Source organism: Rhodanobacter sp. FW102-FHT14D06 (assembly GCF_043950705.1).
Taxonomy (GTDB): Bacteria; Pseudomonadota; Gammaproteobacteria; order Xanthomonadales; family Rhodanobacteraceae; genus Rhodanobacter.
On sequence record NZ_CP170722.1, the window covers coordinates 1640327 to 1657995 of the forward strand.

The 17669-nt window shown below is 67.4% G+C and carries 11 protein-coding genes; 7 read left to right on the forward strand and 4 right to left on the reverse strand.

The window, feature by feature from the left end; all coding sequences use genetic code 11:
* The first annotated feature begins 55 nt into the window (after positions 1–55).
* A complete protein-coding gene (locus ACFCQI_RS07545; RefSeq protein ID WP_395120826.1) occupies positions 56–2545 on the forward strand; it encodes an EAL domain-containing protein in 2490 nt (829 codons plus the stop codon).
* Between the two features lie 60 nt (positions 2546–2605).
* Here ACFCQI_RS07545 and ACFCQI_RS07550 read toward each other — a convergent pair whose 3' ends face one another.
* The gene (locus ACFCQI_RS07550; RefSeq protein ID WP_395120827.1) at positions 2606–3076 is read right to left on the reverse strand and encodes a GNAT family N-acetyltransferase; all 471 of its coding nucleotides are present in this window, start codon (positions 3074–3076) and stop codon (positions 2606–2608) included.
* Positions 3077–3257: 181 nt separating this feature from the next.
* On the opposite strand from ACFCQI_RS07550, the gene ACFCQI_RS07555 reads away from it, so the two are divergent.
* The gene (locus ACFCQI_RS07555; protein ID WP_395120828.1) at positions 3258–11894 is read left to right on the forward strand and encodes a GH36-type glycosyl hydrolase domain-containing protein; all 8637 of its coding nucleotides are present in this window, start codon (positions 3258–3260) and stop codon (positions 11892–11894) included.
* Positions 11895–11920: 26 nt separating this feature from the next.
* On the opposite strand, the gene ACFCQI_RS07560 is transcribed toward ACFCQI_RS07555, so the two are convergent.
* The 3 genes from ACFCQI_RS07560 to ACFCQI_RS07570 form a co-directional block, all read right to left on the reverse strand.
* Positions 11921–12358, reverse strand: a complete 438-nt coding sequence (locus ACFCQI_RS07560) for a putative toxin-antitoxin system toxin component, PIN family (protein ID WP_395120829.1) — start codon at positions 12356–12358, stop codon at positions 11921–11923.
* Entirely contained in the window at positions 12355–12672 is a 318-nt protein-coding gene (locus ACFCQI_RS07565) for a hypothetical protein (protein WP_395120830.1), read from the reverse strand. Before ACFCQI_RS07565 ends, ACFCQI_RS07560 begins: the two co-directional genes overlap by 4 nt.
* Positions 12673–12961: 289 nt before the next feature.
* Entirely contained in the window at positions 12962–13966 is a 1005-nt protein-coding gene (locus ACFCQI_RS07570) for an integron integrase (protein ID WP_395120831.1), read from the reverse strand.
* Between the two features lie 189 nt (positions 13967–14155).
* On the opposite strand from ACFCQI_RS07570, the gene ACFCQI_RS07575 reads away from it, so the two are divergent.
* The 5 genes from ACFCQI_RS07575 to ACFCQI_RS07595 all read left to right on the forward strand — a co-directional run bounded on the left by ACFCQI_RS07575 (position 14156) and on the right by ACFCQI_RS07595 (position 17536).
* Positions 14156–14323 carry a hypothetical protein gene (locus ACFCQI_RS07575; RefSeq protein WP_395120832.1) on the forward strand — a complete coding sequence of 56 codons (168 nt, stop codon included), beginning with the start codon at positions 14156–14158 and terminating at the stop codon, positions 14321–14323.
* A 357-nt stretch (positions 14324–14680) separates the two neighbouring features.
* Complete coding sequence (locus ACFCQI_RS07580) at positions 14681–15058, forward strand: Imm50 family immunity protein (protein ID WP_395117207.1); 378 nt, start codon at positions 14681–14683, stop codon at positions 15056–15058.
* An 8-nt stretch (positions 15059–15066) separates the two neighbouring features.
* The gene (locus ACFCQI_RS07585; RefSeq protein ID WP_395117209.1) at positions 15067–15444 is read left to right on the forward strand and encodes a hypothetical protein; all 378 of its coding nucleotides are present in this window, start codon (positions 15067–15069) and stop codon (positions 15442–15444) included.
* A gap of 78 nt (positions 15445–15522) precedes the next feature.
* On the forward strand, positions 15523–15894 hold the full coding sequence (locus ACFCQI_RS07590; RefSeq protein ID WP_395120833.1) for a hypothetical protein: 372 nt from the start codon (positions 15523–15525) through the stop codon (positions 15892–15894).
* Between the two features lie 1351 nt (positions 15895–17245).
* Entirely contained in the window at positions 17246–17536 is a 291-nt protein-coding gene (locus ACFCQI_RS07595; protein WP_395120834.1) for a hypothetical protein, read from the forward strand.
* Positions 17537–17669 lie beyond the last annotated feature (133 nt).

Consider the following 17669-nt stretch of genomic DNA (forward strand, 5'->3'; position numbering starts at 1 on the left):
GGCGCATGATGGCGTGGCGCTGATAAGGGGGCGCGCTCCAGCTGACGGAAACACCATGCGGCCGCCGAAGCAAGCCGAGGGAGTACCGACACCGACAGGGGGATCGCATGGGCCGCAACGGCTGTGGCATGGCGCCCCCGTGCTGCTCACCTGGCTCGATCTCGACCAGCGCTTCGGCCACGTCAACGACACCCATCGGCGCTGGCTCGGCGTCGACCCGGCGCAGCTGATCGGCAAGCGCCTGGTCGAAGTGATCGGCGAGGCCAACTACGAACGCTCCCGTGCGGCGCTGGAGCAGGCCTACGCGGGCCACCCCTCCAGCTACGAGGGCGAGCTGTTCAACGGTCGCGAGCGGCGCTACGCGCACGGCAACTTCGCGCCCGATTTCGACGAAGACGGCCGCGTGCGCGGCGTGTTCACCGCGCTGGTCGACATCACCGAGCGGCGCGAGCTGGAGCTGCGCCTGCATGAAAGCGAGCGGCGCTTCTTCAGCGCCTTCCAGCATGCCGCGATCGGCATGGCGCTGACCGGGCCGGGCGGGCGCTTCCTGCGCGTCAACGCCGCGGTGTGCCACATGCTCGGCTACACCGAGGAGGAACTGCTCACCCTCGGCGTGGCCGACGTCACCCATCCGGACGACATGGCCGCCGATGCCGAGCAGATGCTGCAGCTGCTCTCCGGCCAGCGCGAAAACTACCAGCTGGAAAAGCGCAACCTGCACAAGGACGGCCACGTGGTGCACCTGCAGCTGGCCGTGTCGCTGGTGCGCGACGAGGAGGGCGCGCCGCTGTACTTCGTGTCGCAGGCGCAGGACATCAGCCAGCGCAAGGCATTCGAGGACGCGCTGCAGCGCGAGCGCGAGCTGGCCGAGGTGACCCTGCGCTCGATCGGCGACGCGGTCATCATCACCGATCCGCAGTCGCGCATCCGCTCGCTCAACCCGATTGCCGAGGCGATGACCGGCTGGCGCAGCGCCGAGGCGCAGGGCCTGCCGGTGGAGGCGGTGTTCCAGCTGTTCGACGCCGTCGACGGCCGGCCGGTGGCCAACCCGCTGCGCACCGCGATCGACAGCAACACCATCGCCGACCTGGCCGGCCGCACCCTGCTGCGCCATCGCCACGGTTTCGACACGCCGGTGGAGGACTCCTCCGCGCCGATCCACGACCACGCCGGCAACGTGGTCGGCGGCGTGCTGGTGTTCCACGATGTCAGCGAAACGCGCGCCTTCGCGCTCAAGCTGGTGCACCTGACCCAGCACGACACGCTCACCGGCCTGCCGAACCGCAGCCAGTTGCAGGACCACCTGACCCAGGCGCTGGCCAATGCGCGGCGCCGGCAGCAGCGCGTGGCGCTGCTGTACATCGACATCCACCAGTTCAAGCAGATCAACGACCAGCACGGACAGGCTGCCGGCGACAGCGTACTGCGCGCGTTCGTGGCGCAGCTGCAGCGCCGCCTGCCTGCCGAGGCGCAGCTGCTGCGCTATGGCGGCGACGAGTTCGTGGTGGTGCTCTCCGCGCTGGACAGCACCAGCGAAGCGGCCAGCCTGGCGCGCGCCCTGATCGACCAGGGCGAGCAGACCCGGGTGGACGGCCTGCATGCGCTGGGCCTGCATCTGGGCATCGGCATCAGCGTCTATCCCGACGATGCGCTGGACCCGGAAACCCTGCTGCAGCATGCCGAGACCGCGCTGGTCGCGCTGCGCAGCCAGGGCGTGCACGGCTGCCGCTTCTTCACCGCCTCGATGGATGAGCGCGCGCGCGCCCGCCGCAGCATCGAGTCGGCGCTGCGCCAGGCCTTGCCGCGCGGCCAGCTGAGCCTGCACTACCAGCCGCGCATCGCGGCCTCCAGCGGGCAGATCGTGGGTGCCGAGGCCCTGCTGCGCTGGCACGTGCGCGGACGCGAGCTGTACAAGCCCGACCAGTTCATCCCGGTCGCCGAGGACACCGGCCTGATCCTGCCGATCGGCACCTGGGTGCTGCGCCAGGCGTGCCGGCAGGCGCGCGCATGGCAGCAGCAGGGGTACCGCATCCCGGTCTCGGTCAACGTCTCGCCGGTGCAGTTCCAGCACGTCGATTTTCCCGACTGGCTGGACGATGCCCTGGCCGACAGCGGACTCGACCCCGGCCTGCTCGAACTGGAACTGACCGAACGCATGATGATGTCCGGCGGCGATGTCACCGGCAGCCTGCTGCAACGTATCCGCCAGCGCGGCGTGCGCCTGTCGCTGGACGATTTCGGCACCGGCTATTGCAGCCTGTCCTACCTAAAGCACTTCCCGATCGACACGCTGAAGATCGACCGCGTGTTCGTGCGCGACGTGATCGGCGACGCCGACACCGCCACCATCACCAGCGCGATCATCGCCATGGCCCAGCGGCTGGACAAGCTGGTGGTCGCCGAAGGGGTGGAGACGGACGCGCAAGCCGCGTTCCTGCGCCAGGCCGGCTGCGCCGAACTGCAGGGCTTCCTGTTCGCCGCGGCACTTCCGGTCGCCGAATTCGAGAAACTGCTCGCCGAACCCGCCCGGGCCGCCGGCTCGTAAAGCGCGCGGTGCCGGCCGTTCGCGTCCGCGCGTCGACTCCGCCCTCGGCGCGGGCGACGCTCAGCGCGAGCGGTCGGGATCGACCAGCGATGCCTCGTACATGAAGTAATGGCAGCGCTGCATGCCGAGGCCTTCGTAAGTGGCCTGCGCGCGCGCGTTCTCCGTTTCCACGTACAGCCTCAGGCCGACCGCGCCGGCATCGCGCGCGCGCTCCGCCACGGCGGCATGCAGCGCGCGGAAGACGCCGCTGCGACGCGCGGCGGGCACCACGTACACGCTCTGGATCCACCAGAAATCGCCGCAGCGCCAGTCGCTCCACTCATAGGTCACCAGCAGGCCGCCCACCGCCGTGCCGTCCATTTCGGCGACCAGATAGAAGCCCCTCTGCGGCTGTTCCAGCACCGCGCCGACGCCGCGGCGCAAGCGTTCGGGGTCCAGTAGCTTGTGTTCGGTCTCCCACGCCATCGCGGCGTTCCACGCCGCCAGGTCGGCGACATCGGCGGGGCTGGCGGTGCGGATCGACACGGGCATGGCGGGACTCCGGCGGCGGAACGCCGATCGTAGCGCGCACGCTCTTCACATGGGTCCGCGTACTGTCACGGCACGGCCGCTGGCCGCGCCGGCGACGTCCGGCCTTGCTGCCTGCGCGGCCCGCGTGCCGCGCGGCGGCATCGTCGGCGCCCTTTCGTTTCCCCGGCAAGGAGTTTTTCGCTTGAACATCGGCAGCGTCCTGGATCGGCTCAAGCTGCGCCGGCTGCAGGCCTTCCGCCGCCGCCGCGTGGCCGCCCGCACGCGGCCGGAGCAGGAGCCGGCGCTGCGCGCGGAGCTGTTCAATGCCGAGCAGATGGAACAGCACGGCCGCGAGCTGGCCGGCCAGCACCGCCTGCGCGAACGCTCCAGCATGGATCTGCTGCTCGGCCGGCTGGCCGACAACGAGGCGGTCATCACCCACAGCTGCGAGCGGCTGACCCAGGCGACCCGGCGCAAGCGGCGGATCACGCCGGCGGCCGAGTGGCTGCTGGACAACTTCTACCTGATCGAGGAACAGATCCGCATCGCCCGCCGGCATCTGCCCAAGGGCTACAGCCGCGAACTGCCGCGACTGGACAACGGCGCCTCGGCCGGGCTGCCGCGGGTCTACGACATCGCGCTGGAGATCATCGCCCACGGCGACGGCCGCATCGACACCGCCGGCCTGCACCGCTTCATCCACGCCTACCAGGAAGTGACGCCGCTGCGACTGGGCGAGCTGTGGGCGATCCCGATCATGCTGCGGCTGGCGCTGATCGAGAACCTGCGCCGCGTGGCCGCGCGGGTGATGGCCGACTGGCGCCACCGCGGCCAGGCCGCGCGCTGGGCCGACACGATGACCGCCACCGCCGAGCGCGCACCCAACTCGGTGGTGCTGGTGGTGGCCGACATGGCGCGCTCCGACCCGCCGATGAACGGTCCGTTCGTGGCCGAGATGGCGCGCCGGCTGCAGGGGCAGAGCCCGGCGCTGGCGCTGCCGCTGAGCTGGATCGAGCAGCGCCTGTCCGAGTCGGGGCAGAGCATCGAGCACCTGGTGCAGCGCGAGGCGCAGCAGCAGGCCGCCGCGCAGGTAAGCGTGAGCAACAGCATCGGCAGCCTGCGCCTGCTGTCGGCGATCGACTGGCGCGATTTCGTCGAGCGCGTGAGCCTGGTCGAGCAGCAGCTGCGCGAGGACCCGGCCGGCGTCTACGCGGAGATGAACTTCGCCACCCGCGACCGCTATCGCCACGTGGTGGAGCGGCTGGCCCGCCAGCACCGGCTGGACGAGGTGCGCGTGGCCGCCGCCACGGTGGAACTGTGCCGCGCCGCCTCGCCGAACGAGCCGGCTCCGGCGCTGCCGCGGCACGTCGGCTGGTACCTGATCGATCGCGGCCGGCCGCAGCTGGAGCAGCACCTGGGCGTGCGCCCGCGCCTCGCCGATCGCCTGCGCCGTCATTTCGACCGCGCCCCGGTGTCGATCTACCTCGGGCTGCTGGTCGTGCTGACCGTGGCCATCGCCGAGCCGCTGGTGGTGGCCGCCGCCGAGGACGAACTGGCGGTGGGCTGGCTGCTGGCGATCGCCGTGATGGCCTTGCTGGTGGCCAGCCAGCTCGGCTCCAGCCTGCTCAACTGGATGGCCACGCTGGCGATCGCGCCGCAGCCGCTGCCGCGCATGAACTACGTCCACGGCATCCCGGCCAGCGCGCGCACCCTGGTGGCGGTGCCGTGCATCCTGGGCAGCGCCGGCGACGTGGAAGAACTGATCGAGGCGTTGGAAGTGCGCTTCCTCGGCAACCGCGACGAGAATCTGCACTTCGCCCTGCTCACCGATTTCGCCGACGCCGACAGCGAAACCCTGCCCGGCGACGAGGCGCTGCTGCGGCTGGCGCAGCGGCGCATCGAGGCGCTCAACGAACGCTACGCCAGCGTCGAGTCCGACCGCTTCTTCCTGTTCCACCGGCCGCGCCGCTGGAACGCCGGCGAGCGCTGCTGGATGGGCCACGAGCGCAAGCGCGGCAAGCTCGCCGACTTGAACGCGCTGCTGCGCGGCAACGCGCACGGCCGCTTCATGCGCATCGTCGGCGACATCGACGCGCTCGGCCCGGTGCAATACGTGATCACCCTGGACGCCGACACCGAACTGCCGCGCGACGCCGCCCAGACCTTCGTCGGCAGCATCGACCATCCGCTCAACCGCGCCGTGTACGACCCGGTGCGCCGACGCGTGGTCAGCGGCTACGCGATCCTGCAGCCGCGCGTGGGGATCAGCCTGCCCAGCACCGCGCGCTCGCGCTACGCGCAGCTGTACGGCAGCGACGCCGGCATCGACCCGTACACGCAGATGGTTTCGGATGTCTATCAGGACGTGTTCGGCGAAGGCTCGTTCATCGGCAAGGGCATCTACGCGATCGATGCGTTCGAGCGCACCCTGGACGGCCGCTTCCCGGAAAACCGCATCCTCAGCCACGACCTGGTGGAAGGTTGCCACGCGCGCTCGGGCCTGCTCAGCGACGTGCAACTGTTCGAGGAATACCCTGCCCGCTACGGCGCCGACGTGCGTCGCCGGCATCGCTGGATTCGCGGCGACTGGCAGCTGCTGCCGTGGCTGCTGCCGTGGGCGCCGACCGCGAAGGACGGCTGGCGGCGCAACGCGCTGACCGCGTTGTCGCGCTGGAAGATCCTCGACAACCTGCGCCGCAGCCTGGTGCCGCCGGCGGTGCTCGGCCTGCTGGTGTGCGGCTGGCTGCTGCTCTCGCCGGTGCTGTCGTGGACGCTCGCGGTGCTGGCGATGGTGCTGGTGCCGCCGCTGCTGTCGGCGCTGCTGGAGCTGGTGCAGAAACCCAAGGACGTGCAGCTGGACCAGCACCTGCGCGCCGGCTTCGCCGACGGCCTGCAACACGTCGCGCGGATGGCGCTGGGCCTGGCCTGGCTGCCGCACGAGGCGCTCTACCACCTCGACGCGATCGTGCGCACGCTGTGGCGGATCACGGTCAGCCATCGCCACCTGCTGCAATGGCAGACCTCCAGCGAGGTGGCCCGGCGCAGCAGCAATGCGCCCGGCGCCGTGTGGCGGCAGATGTGGATCGGGCCGGCGCTGGCGCTCGGCCTGGCCGTGGCGCTGGCGCTGCAGCGGCCGATGGTGCTGTGGCTGGCGTGGCCGCTGCTGGCGTTGTGGCTGCTGTCGCCGACGATCGCCTGGTGGGTCAGCCAGCCGCGCCGGCCCGACACCTTCGTGCCGAACGCGGCGCAGACGCGCTTCCTGCGCACGCTGGCGCGGCAGACCTGGGCGTTCTTCGACAGCCACGTCAACGCCACCGAACACTGGCTGCCGCCGGACAACCTGCAGGTGCAGCCCGGCCCGGTGATCGCCTCGCGCACCTCGCCGACCAACATCGGCCTGGCCCTGCTGGCCAACCTGGCCGCGTGGGATTTCGGCTTCCTCGCCGGCGGTCGCCTGCTCCAGCGCAGCCGCGACACGCTGGCCACCCTGCAGCAGCTGCCGCGCTATCGCGGCCACTTCTACAACTGGTATGACACCCGCACGCTGCAGCCGCTGGCGCCGCTGTACATCTCGGCGGTGGACAGCGGCAACCTCGCCGGCCACCTGCTGACCCTGCGTCCCGGCTTGCTGGAACTGATCCACGCGCCGGTGTTCCGCCCCCGTGCGCTGCAGGGGCTGCTCGATACCCTGCAGCTGCTGCATGACGCGCTGGAGCAGGAGCACGAACCGCTGCACCGCCTGCAGGCCGAGCTGCAGGAGGCGCTGGACGAACCGCCGACCAGCACCGGCGCGGCGCTGGCGCTGTTGCGGCGCGAACGCGACCAGGCCCATGCGCTGGCGCCCGTGCTGGCCCCGGAGCCGGACAGCGACGCGGGCTATTGGCTCGAGGCGCTGTGCGCGCAACTGGACGAGCTGTGCGAGGAGGTCGCCCACTTCCGGCTCGACCCGGTGGAGGACGATGCCGACGCCTTGCGCGGCATCCCCACGCTCGCCGTGCTCAGCCGCATCGAGCCGCTGCGCTGGTCCGGCGAGCATGACGCGGATGCCGTCCGCGAGCGCGCCCGCGAACGCATCGCGTGGATCGAGCAACTGGCGCAGCAGGCCGACGAACTGGCGCGGATGGATTACCGCTTCCTCTACGACAGCGCGCGCGACCTGCTCTCGATCGGCTACAACGTCGACGCGCGCCGGCTCGACGCCGGCTACTACGACCTGCTCGCCTCGGAGGCGCGGCTGGCCAGTTTCGTCGGCATCGCCCAGGGCCAGCTGCCGCAGGACAACTGGTTCGCGCTGGGCCGCCTGCTCACCACGGTGGGCGGCGAACCGGCGCTGCTGTCGTGGACCGGCTCGATGTTCGAGTACCTGATGCCGAACCTGGTGATGCCCGGCTACGAGGACACCCTGCTCGACCAGACCTGTCGCGCGGCGGTGGCGCGGCAGATCGAGTACGGCAACCAGCACAACGTGCCGTGGGGCGTGTCCGAGTCGGGCTACAACACGCTGGATGCCCACTTCACCTACCAGTACCGCGCCTTCGGCGTGCCCGGCCTGGGCCTGAAGCGCGGCCTCGGCGACGACGTGGTGATCGCGCCCTATGCCAGCGCGCTGGCGCTGATGATCGCGCCGGCGGCGGCCACGAAAAACCTGCAGCGGCTGGCCAGCGAGGGCGTGCAGGGCCGCTACGGCATGTACGAGGCGGTCGACTACACCCCGGCGCGGCTGCCGGTGGGGCAGGGTTCGGCGCTGGTGCGCTCGTTCATGGCCCACCACCAGGGCATGAGCCTGCTGGCGCTGGATTTCGCCCTGCTGGGCCGGCCGATGCAGCGCCGCTTCGCCGCCGATCCGCAGTTCCGCGCCACCAGTCTGCTGCTGCAGGAGCGCATCCCGCGTACCGCGGCGGAATACCTGCACGCCTCCGGCTTCCCCGACGGCAACGCGACGGCACCGACCAGCGAGGCGCGGCTGCGCGTGTTCAGCGATCCGAACCGGCCGCGCCCGGCGGTGCAACTGCTCTCCAACGGCCACTACCACGTGATGCTGTCCAGTGCCGGCGGCGGCAGCAGCCGGCGCGGCGAGCTGGCGCTGACGCGCTGGCGCGAGGACATCACGCGCGACCACTGGGGCATGTTCTGCTATCTGCGCGACGTCGCCAGCGGCGCCTACTGGTCCACCGCCTACCAGCCCACGCGGCAGAAGACCGAGCTGTACGAGGCGATCTTCTCCGAGGCGCGCGCCGAGTTCCGCGTGCGCGAGCGCGAGTTCGACGCACACACCGAGATCGTGGTCTCCCCCGAGGACGACATCGAGCTGCGCCGCACCCACCTGACCAACCGCGGCCGCAGCGCGCGCACCATCGAACTGACCAGCTACGCCGAGGTGGTGCTGGCGCCGCCGCTGGCCGATGCGCTGCACCCGGCGTTCAGCAAGCTGTTCGTGCAGACCGAGCTGGTGCCCGCGCTGCAGGCGATCGTGTGCACGCGCCGCTCGCGCGCGGCCGACGAGCATCCGCCGTGGATGTTCCACCTGCTGGCCGTGCACGATGCCGACATCGACGAGATCTCGTTCGAGACCGATCGCGCCCGCTTCATCGGCCGCGGCCGCAGCCTGGCCGACCCGCAGATGCTCGACCTCGAACAGACGCGGCTGTCCGGCAGCGCCGGCTCGGTGCTCGACCCGATCGTGGCGATCCGCTGCCGCATCACCCTGCAGCCCGAGCAGACGGCCACCATCGACTACGTCACCGGCATCGCCGACTCTCGCGAAGGCTGCCTGCAGCTGATCGGCAAGTACCGCGACCGCCACCTTGCCGACCGCGTGTTCGACCTCGCCTGGACGCACAGCCAGGTGCTGCTGCGCCAGCTCAACGCCGGCCTGGGCGATGCGCAGCTGTACGAGCACATGGCCACCGCGCTGCTGTATCCCAACGCCAGCCTGCGCGCCGAGCCGGCGGTGCTGCGCGGCAACCGCCGCGGGCAGAGCGGGTTGTGGGGGCAGTCGATCTCCGGCGACCTGCCGATCGTGCTGCTGCAGATCGCCAGCGAGGCGCGCATCGAGATGGTGCGCCAGCTGGTGCAGGCGCATGCCTACTGGCGGCAGAAGGGGCTGGCGGTGGACCTGGTGATCTGGAACGAGGACCGCGCCGGCTACCGCCAGCAACTGCAGGACCAGATCCTGGGCCTGATCGCCTCGGGCAGCGAGGCCGGGCTGCTCGATCGTTCCGGCGGCATCTTCGTGCGCCCGGCGCAGCAGCTCTCCAGCGAGGATCGCATGGTGATGCTGGCCAGCGCGCGCATCGTGCTGGCCGACCATCGCGGCAGCCTGGCCGAACAGATCGGCCGGCGCCAGCTGGAAACCCACGCGCCGCCGTTCGAGCCCAGCCGCGCCGAACGCCCCGCGCCGACGCTGCCGGCGCCGGTGGCCGCCTTGCCGGAACTGCAACTGCGCAACCCGCACGGCGGTTTCAGCGCCGACGGCCGCGAGTACGTGATCGTCTCCGCCGCGAACGACGCCACGCCGGCGCCGTGGTCCAACGTGCTGGCCAACCCGCACTTCGGCACGGTGATCTCCGAGAGCGGCGGCGCCTACACCTGGGGCGAGAACGCGCACGAGTTCCGCCTCACCCCGTGGCACAACGACCCGGTCGGCGACGGCAGCGGCGAGGCGATCTACCTGCGCGACGAGGACAGCGGCACGTTGTGGTCGCCCACCCCGCGGCCGTGCCGCGGCAGCGGCCAGTACCTGACCCGCCACGGCTTCGGCTACAGCGTGTTCGAGCACGTCGAGGACGGCATCCATTCGCAGCTGTGGATCTACGTGGCGCTGGATGCCTCGGTGAAGTTATCGGTGCTGAAACTGCGCAACGAATCCGGCCGGCCACGGCGGCTCAGCGCCACCGCCTATGTCGAGTGGCTGCTCGGCGACCTGCGCGAGAAGACCGCCATGCACGTGGTCACCGAATCGGACCCGGCCAGCGGCGCGCTGTTCGCCCGCAACAGCTACAACGGCGAGTTCCCCGGCCGCGTGGCCTTCCTCGACGTGGACGATCCGGAGCGCGGCATCGACGGCGACCGCGGCGAATTCCTCGGCCGCAACGGCAGCATGCGCAAGCCCGCCGCGCTCGGTCGCAAGCAGCTCTCCGGTCGGCTCGGCCCCGGACTCGATCCCTGCGCCGCACTGCAGTCGAAGGTGGCGCTGGACGACGGCGCCGAGCGCCAGCTGATCTTCCGCCTCGGCCTGGGCCGTGACGCCGCCGACGCCAGCGCGCTGGTGCAGCGTTTCCGCGGCGCCGGCTCGGCCGCGGCCGCGCTGGAGCAGGTGCGCGCGCACTGGCAGCGCGTGCTCGGCGCGGTACAGGTGCGCACGCCCGAGCCGGCGCTGGACGTGCTCGCCAACGGCTGGCTGCTGTACCAGACCATCGCCTGCCGCATCTGGGCACGCAGCGGCTACTACCAGTCCGGCGGCGCGTTCGGCTTCCGCGACCAGCTGCAGGATTCGATGGCCACCGTGCACGCCGCGCCGGAACTCTCCCGCGCCCAGCTGCTCCTGTGCGCGGCGCACCAGTTCCCCGAGGGCGACGTGCAGCACTGGTGGCACCCGCCGCTGGACCGCGGCGTGCGCACCACCTGCTCGGACGACTACCTGTGGCTGCCGCTGGCCACCAGCCGCTACGTGCAGGCCACCGGCGACCGCGCGGTGCTCGACGTGCCGGTGTTCTACATCGAGGGCCGCGCCCTGCACGCCGGCGAGGAATCCTATTACGACCTGCCGCAGCCCTCGGGCCTGTTCGAGCCGCTGTACAAGCACTGCGTACGCGCGATCGAGCGCAGCTTCGCCCTGCGCGGCGAACGCGGCCTGCCGCTGATCGGCGGCGGCGACTGGAACGACGGCATGAACCGCGTCGGCGAGGGCGGCCGCGGCGAAAGCGTGTGGCTGGGCTTCTTCAGCTGCGAGGTGCTGCAGCGCTTCGCCGAGGTGGCGCGCGCGCGCGGCGACGCGGCATTCGCGCAGCGCTGCGAGGAGGAAGTGGCCAGGCTTCGCGGCGCGCTGGAGCAGCACGCCTGGGACGGCGCCTGGTATCGCCGCGCCTGGTTCGACGACGGCACGCCGCTGGGCGCCGCCGGCAACCTCGAGTGCCGCATCGACTCGATCGCGCAAAGCTGGTCGGTGCTCTCCGGCATCGGCGCGCCGGCGCGCCAGCGCCAGGCCATGGAGTCGCTGGACCAGCACCTGGTGCGCCGCGACGCCGGCCTGGTGCAACTGCTGGACCCGCCCTTCGACAAGACACCGATGGACCCGGGCTACATCAAGGGCTACGTGCCCGGCGTGCGCGAGAACGGCGGCCAGTACACCCACGCCGCGATCTGGGCCACGATGGCCTTTGCGGAACTCGGCGACAGCGCCCGCGCGTGGGAGCTGCTGCGCATGATCAACCCGGTCAACCATGGCATCGATGCCGAGCAAATGGACGTCTACAAGGTCGAGCCCTATGTGGTCAGCGCCGACGTCTACGCGGTCGCCCCGCACGTCGGTCGCGGCGGCTGGAGCTGGTACACCGGCTCCGCCGGCTGGATGTACCGGCTGATCGTGGAATCGCTGCTCGGCCTGCGCCTGGAGGCCGGCACGCTGCGTTTCGCGCCGGTGCTGCCTGCCGAGTGGGAGGGCTTCGCCATGGACTATCGCCACCGCGACACGTCGTATCGGATCGAACTGCGCCAGCGCGACGCCGGCACGTCCCCCGCGGTGCGCCTGGACGGCGAGCTGCGGGCCGACGACCGCATCCCGCTGCTCGACGATGGCGTCGAGCATCATGTGGAGCTCGATTGGCCACGCACGAGATAACTGCGTCGGCGACCCGGCTCGCGCTTCTAGCGGGACAGACGCTCGATCGCCTGTGCCGGCGTGAGGATGGCGAGGCCGCGCAGCGGTGCGAGCACCAGCAGGCCGGCATCGCCGGTGATCAACGCATCGGCTTTCGCCGCGAGCGCGAGTTGCAGGAACGGCAGATCATGCGGGTCGCGGCAGAGGGGTGTCCGCGGTGGTGGATCGGGGATACGGAAAGTCTCCGTCCACGGCAAATAGTCGGCGAGCAGATCGTGTTGCTCGTCGGCGGTCAGCTTGAACTTGGGGTAAGCGAGCACGCGGATCAGTTCAGCGGCAGTGTCGCGACTGACCAGCGGCACGTGCAGCGCCGCCTGCCAGGCGAGACGCAAACGACCGCCGACGCCGCCAGGGCGGATCAGCGCCGACAACACGACGTTGGTGTCGAGTACCCAGCGGGGTTTCCCGTGCGCGGGCGGACTCACCGCTTGCGCCGCGGCACAGGCGTGCTCGCGCGCGATGGCTTCGCGTCGTACCGGCCCCGCGGCTCGGCGATCTGTGCGGCGTGGCTCGCCGGGTTGGCCTGGCGTGCCCAGGAAACCGCCGCGGCGAGACCATCGTCGTCGAGGTTCAGCTTGGCAAGCTTGGCGCGCACAGCGTCGGCGCGCTGGATGCGCACAGGCGTCAGCACGAGTTGCCCGGCACGCGCTTCCACCTCGAAGTACTCGGCATTGCCGGTGGCCTCAACCGCCGCCTTGGGCAGCGTCAACTGGTTCTTGCTGGTGAGCTTGGCTAGCATTGACCTGGGCCGAATGTAAGGAAACCTTACTTTAGGTCGAATGAGCCCGGCCTGCAACCTTGTCGCCGGGTTCGGATCGCGCCTCATGGTGCGAGTGGCGTCAACGGCAGCTCTCTGCCTGACCTCAGCTCACAGCTTGCGAGAATCGCGAGTCCGGTACACGCCCGGGCTCGCTCACGCGAATCCGTCGCCGGGCGTCGCGTTCAAAGGTGTCGCAAGCTTGGGTGGCGGTGATTCGGCCCTGAGCCAGAGGCGGGCAGCCTCGCCCCCAAAGCTCGTCGAGGAAGACTCACCGATCCAGCGGACTCAACACCCCATGCCCGCCGCGATTGAGCACATGCGTGTAGATCTGGGTGGTGGCCACGTCCTTGTGGCCGAGCAGTTCCTGGATGGTTCGGATGTCCTGACCGGCTTCCAGCAGGTGGGTGGCGAAGGAATGGCGCAACGTGTGGCAAGTGGCGGGCTTGACGATGCCCGCGCGATCCCGCGCCGCCTTGATCGCACGCTGCAACCGGGACTCGTCCACGTGATGGCGGCGTTCCACCCCATCGCGTGGGTCCACACTGCGCACCGCCGAGGGGAACGCATACTGCCATCCCCAGTCCGCGGCGGCACCGGGGAACTTGCGCGCCAGCGCATCGGGCATCCAGACCCGGCCAAACCCCGCCGCCAGATCCCGCTGGTGAATTCGCGTCGCCTCAGCCAACTGCGCCTGCAACGGCTCCGCCAGCGAATGCGGCAGCATGGTGCGGCGGTCCTTCGCCCCTTTGCCCTGGCGTATCAGAATTTCATGGCGCTCGAAATCCACGTCCTTGGCGCGCAAGCGCACGCACTCCATCAGCCGCATGCCGGTGCCGTACAACAAGCTGCCCATCAGCCAATGCAGACCGGTCAGCTCCCCAAGCAAAGCCGTTACTTCCGCCTTGGTCAGCACCACGGGCAGACGCTGCGGCCGCCGGGCCCGTTCGATTCCGTCCAGCCACGGCAGTTCGACCCCAAGCACCTGCTTGTAAAGGAAAAGCAGCGCCGACAAGGCCTGGTTCTGGGTAGCCGCCGCGACATGGCCATGCACCGCGAGCGCGGTTAGGAAGCGCTCGATCTCCGGCGCGCCGAGTTCGGCGGGATGGCGCTTGTCATTGGCCAGGATGAATCGTCGAATCCAGCCGACATAGGCCTCCTCGCTGCGTTTGGACATCGCCAGTCGACGCATCCGGGCGCGCACCTGGTCAAGCAGCTTCGGCGGTGCAGCAACCTCCGGGTGCGCTCGCTTTCCCTGCCTGTCAACGGAAGTCATCCCTGTCTCCATGTGTGGACATGGCAAGATTAGGCCGCCAAGTTAGGCTGCGCCAAGGAGGACAAGTCGTTGATTTGTGTAGGACGACAGCCCGATCCGGATACGGAGTGCAGGGATTAGGCTGCTGGACTAGACTGCACTTTGAAATCTACTTAGCGTTAGGCCTCACTTCAACATCATGGATGGCACGTGGAAAACCTGAAAGCTCTCACCGCGCAACAGTTTGCCATCGCCACAGCCGGCTCATTACTCGTTGGTGGCGCTATGCTTTCGCATGGCAACAATCTTGGCTTCTTGTTCCTTGCCTTGTCAGCCGCTTGCGGGTTGGCTGCTTTCGTAAAGTACAAAAAACGTTGAACTACTCGGCGTCTATTGTGCCGTCCGGCGCGGTAAGGCCTAACCACTCGTTCGAGGCGGACGGCTCCGCCGCCGCTCAACTCAAGCGTTAGTCGGTAGCTCGTGGTGGTTTGTCGTATCGTGTGTTTCGCCCAGCTTCGCGCTGGCTTGTCGTCCGTCGCCGCAGCAACTTTTCGCGCGACGGCGTCGCAAGCCTCAGCTTTCAGAGCTGGTCGTTTTGGGGTAGTCGGTTGTTCAAGCTGTGCGCTCGTCGTGGCAGTCGCTGTCGCCCAAGCAAACTGCGTCGCAACCGTCTAACTCCTCGTCCAAGCGGACGGCTGCGCCGCCGCTTAACTCAGGCGTTAGGTGCCACAAGAAATGATCTCGCACTCCGACCTTGTCGAGTCTATCTTTGGTTACTGGCCAAACTTTGCAGATGGCCATATCGAACTGTTCTCGTTCGAGCACCCAGGCATCATCAAGTTGCGAATTTCCTACATTGACGCTGAACTCGCCAAGGCGGCTAAGATTAGCCTTCAGTTCACTGGCGTGCATAACATTGCACTTTCCGAAATGTTCGATGGGAACTACCTTGACGTACTGAGCATCTCTGGTGAGTCTCCGCTCCTAGTGGAGCTCGAGGCTTGCTCGGGTCTTCAGGGTACTTTTGCATGTGCATCAGCGGAGGTTACCGCGGTGGCACCTAACCCATCGTTCGAGGCGGACGGCGCCGCCGCCGCTCAACTCAAGCGTTAGGTTCCCAAGTGAAACTCCGCGCATTCGCAAAAATTCTTTCGTTCCTGGCAGGCTTGTGTCTTGCCGCCGTCGGCGTGGCGTGGCTTTTTATTGCATCATCTGGCGCGGTTAAAGCCAGTCCCTTCGCTGGCTACCTTGTCGGCGCTGGGTTCCTGTCGGTTGCCGCGCCATTGCTGGCGTTCCCTTTTTCCATTCGTGTCGCCAAGGCTTTGGTTGCTTTGGTCATGGTCGGTCTTGCGGTCGGCATGCTTTGGCTCGCGTTCCGGCCCGACTCGCCTTCAAGTCATCCGTCGCTAGTTCAAGCCGCCGCAATTGCGTTTGCTGTAACGTTGTTCGCACGTATTGGGCTGGCACTTCGCCGCAAGCGTTCGGCGTTGGGCACCTAACCACTCGTCCAAGCGGACGTGCGAAAAGCCGCACGCCGCTTAACTCCAGCGTTAGGCTTCAAACAAGGGGATGCACTCGTGAATAAATTTGTCCTGTTCCTGGCGCTATTTCTCATTGGCATTGGTGCCGCAAGCGCCTCGGACAAAAGTCCAAACGGGGTCTACCGTCCTACGCTCGGCACTCACGCAACGTCTTACCTTAAAAAATTTCCGCTCAACAAGGTGGCTGTGGACGAGATTGTTCAGTACGTTGGTACGCCAGACAAATCACTGAGTGTTGCTGGCTCCGATTACCTCACATACAACATTGAGCCCAAGAGCGGCAGTGGCGTTATCGAGTACACCTACATCGTCAAGGACGGTGTCGTGGTCAACGTCACGTACCTAAACTCCGGCAACTTCTTTGGCGTCACGCAAAGAGAGTCGGCCATAAAGCTACAAACGCCGTAATTGTGCTGCACGCGCCTAACAGTGCGTTCGAGGCGGACGGCTTCGCCGCCGCTCAACTTCAGCGTTAGGTGCCCATGGAAGCTAGCTCGCTAATAGGAAGGACTCTGAAGGCCATTTGGTTGTTCCCATCAGGCCCAGTGCATCCGGCATGGGTCAACGAGCTCACTACGCCCATCGTTGCGTACGACGCTTTCCTCGAACTAGCCGACGATATTTTGCTTCAGATAGATGCCTGCGAAATCGTCCTGGATAAGGAGAAGTATCCGTCACTAGGCTTGGAACTGCATGAGTCTTCTCCAGCAGCGTTGCGTGTTCTGCAACCTGACGGCCATGCCACAGAGGCTCAGCAACTCCAAGAGGCTAGTACCTTAGTGCCTGCTCTCATAACTTCTGTCGAGCAATCCGACCCACTTGAAGAGGGTGCAATTTCTCAGTACGTCATTGTGCTGGGTCAGGCGGGGCGCATAATCTTTCGGCACATCATGCCACCCACAACATTGGGCATCGACGTGCAGCTCACGGGTTGGTCACCTAACCCGTCGTCCAAGCGGACGCGCGAAAAGCCGCGCGCCGCTTAACTCCAGCGTTAGGGGTCGACATTGGGTGAGAAAATCGAGCTGGTAGTTACCTACGCAGAACGCTTAGCTGCGTGCACTGCTTTGGCCGCTGGCGGCGCGCTCGTGATCCACTTTGCCGAAAAGCTTTTATTTGGCCCTTGGGCACCACGCGCAATCGGGGGTTTGCTATTCTTTTTGGCATTCGTCGTTATCGTGCAAGTCAATACTGATCTATCGGTTGCGCTCGCTAACCGCACCAAGAACAGGCGGGCCTCAATCGTTACCGTGCTTATAGTTGCGCCAGTCCTGCAGTTAGTGTGCATTTATTTCATTTCAGCAGGGGTGCTCGCGGCGACCTCGTCGCTTACCCCCTAACCAGTCATTCAAGCGGACGGCTACGCCGCCGCTTAATTCCAGCGTTAGGCGGCAGAGCATTTTCCGTCGTAGTGCCTCGCGTGCTTCATGTCTTGGCTTCGTGTCGGCAAAGCGGCGTTTGCTGTTCCTGGCTGGCCTGCGTTGTTGCCTTTTGCGCGCTTGGTCGTCTGTCGTATCTTGCGCGCGTTGGCGTATCTCGCATCTTCGTGCTTCGCGTTGCGCGCGGTTCGTCCCAACATGGCGTTGGTCGTCAGCGGTTCGTTCTTCGCACGCAGGCCGCAAGTTGCGCGGCATTGCCGGGCATTCAAAGCAGCGCTATCGTGTTGCTCACCGACGGCGTAGCGTGCTGCCGTCTAACCAGTCATTCAAGCGGACGGCGGATAGAGCCCGCCGCCGCTTAATTCCAGCGTTAGAACTCAATGGCCACTTCACGCAAGATTGTTCTGCATTCGCTGCACGGACATCGCCAGGAACTCAATGCGATCGTTACGCAATGGATTCGAGATCAAGTCGGCTACGTCGGGGTCGTCGGAGTTGATGCCTCCAAGATCGAGGACGCCATTGATGACCTGTGCGTCGGAGATGGCTCAAACTCATACTTCATGGTCACCGCGTCCCATAGTTCAGACGAGACTCTTCAAGATGCCATCTTTTTCGCAGAGCAATTTTCAGGTGAGCTCGCCGGAGATGTAAGCGTCGTTGAGTTCTAACATTTCGTTCAAGGCGGACGGCTTCGCCGCCGCTTAACTCCAGCGTTAGGGGTCGACATTGGGTGAGAAAATCGAGCTGGTAGTTACCTACGCAGAACGCTTAGCTGCGTGCACTGCTTTGGCCGCTGGCGGC

What these genes read in the sequence shown, in the direction of transcription:
- ACFCQI_RS07545 (WP_395120826.1), top strand. Translation starts at nt 56, where the DNA reads ATGCGGCCGCCGAAGCAAGCCGAGGGAGTACCGACACCGACAGGGGGA.
- ACFCQI_RS07550 (WP_395120827.1), bottom strand. Translation starts at nt 3,076, where the DNA reads ATGCCCGTGTCGATCCGCACCGCCAGCCCCGCCGATGTCGCCGACCTG.
- ACFCQI_RS07565 (WP_395120830.1), bottom strand. Translation starts at nt 12,672, where the DNA reads ATGCTAGCCAAGCTCACCAGCAAGAACCAGTTGACGCTGCCCAAGGCG.
- ACFCQI_RS07570 (WP_395120831.1), bottom strand. Translation starts at nt 13,966, where the DNA reads ATGACTTCCGTTGACAGGCAGGGAAAGCGAGCGCACCCGGAGGTTGCT.
- ACFCQI_RS07580 (WP_395117207.1), top strand. Translation starts at nt 14,681, where the DNA reads ATGATCTCGCACTCCGACCTTGTCGAGTCTATCTTTGGTTACTGGCCA.
- ACFCQI_RS07595 (WP_395120834.1), top strand. Translation starts at nt 17,246, where the DNA reads ATGGCCACTTCACGCAAGATTGTTCTGCATTCGCTGCACGGACATCGC.